This is a genomic window from Paraburkholderia franconis, assembly GCF_009362735.1.
GTDB classification, from domain to species: Bacteria; Pseudomonadota; Gammaproteobacteria; order Burkholderiales; family Burkholderiaceae; genus Paraburkholderia; species Paraburkholderia franconis.
On the sequence record NZ_WHNP01000241.1, the window covers coordinates 1 to 885 of the forward strand.

Below are 885 nucleotides of genomic sequence, written 5' to 3' on the forward strand. Positions count from 1 at the left end.
AGCAACTCGTGAGTGCCGTTCTGGACGGCGGATTGAGTGTCCGGGTAATTTGGTGTCCACCAAATTATTGCGGGCACCAAATTGGACAATACATTGAGGGCGCGCACGGCCGACGGTGCGTACAAGCGGCCTAATTTCCGGACCGATTTCAAGCGGCAACTGGTCGAGGAATCCTTTGAGCCGGGGGCGTCAGTAGCGTTGATCGCTCGTCAGAACGACATCAACGCCAACCTTCTGTTCAAGTGGCGGCGGCAATACCTTGAAGGTGCATACGGTTTGCCGACGTTGCCGGAGCATGTGAAGCCGACATCCGATTGCGAGGCAACGCCATTGTTGCCAGTGAACATCGTTGCCGACGCGGCGACCGAGCCGGCGGCGACGCCCAATGCGAGCGAATCGCTCTCAAATGTCTTCGAGATTGAGTTTGAGCGGGCATGCCTGCGCATTCGTGGCGAGGTGTCGCCAGACACACTGCGGCTGCTGATTCGCGAGTTGTCGCGATGATCGGCCTGCCGGCGGGTACACGCATCTGGATTGCCGCAGGGGTGACCGACATGCGTTCCGGGTTCCAGGGTCTGGCCGCGAAGGGAGATAAGGTCAAGTCTGGTGTACGGGCCGTTGATAGCGGGCGACGTCAAGCGGCGAGTTTCTGCTGACCCGGTTGATCGTCTTGCACCGGCTCGCCGTCCTGGAAGGCAATGCCCTCCAGCAACAGCTGGATCTGTTCGGGGCCGTTGATCCGGCGCCAGGTTTTTTCCGCTTCCTCGATTAGCTTGAATGCCAGACCGAGGAAGGTCGGTCGCGACACGCAGTTGCGCGTACGCGTAGTACGGTGGCGCACCGTCGCGAACGTCGACTCGATCGCGTTTGTTGTGCGCAGGTGCT

Annotated in this window: 1 protein-coding gene and 1 pseudogene; one reads left to right on the plus strand and one right to left on the minus strand. The window is 60.1% G+C overall.

All coding sequences use genetic code 11. From position 1 onward, the window contains the following. Positions 1-81 precede the first annotated feature (81 nt). Positions 82-504: an IS66-like element accessory protein TnpA gene (tnpA, locus tag GCT13_RS47940; protein WP_152768459.1), complete on the plus strand. Its 423-nt coding sequence runs from the start codon at positions 82-84 to the stop codon at positions 502-504. A 130-nt stretch (positions 505-634) separates the two neighbouring features. Here the strand turns inward: tnpA and GCT13_RS47950 are convergent. Further along, positions 635-885, minus strand: a pseudogene (locus GCT13_RS47950) (IS256 family transposase); the annotation flags it as partial.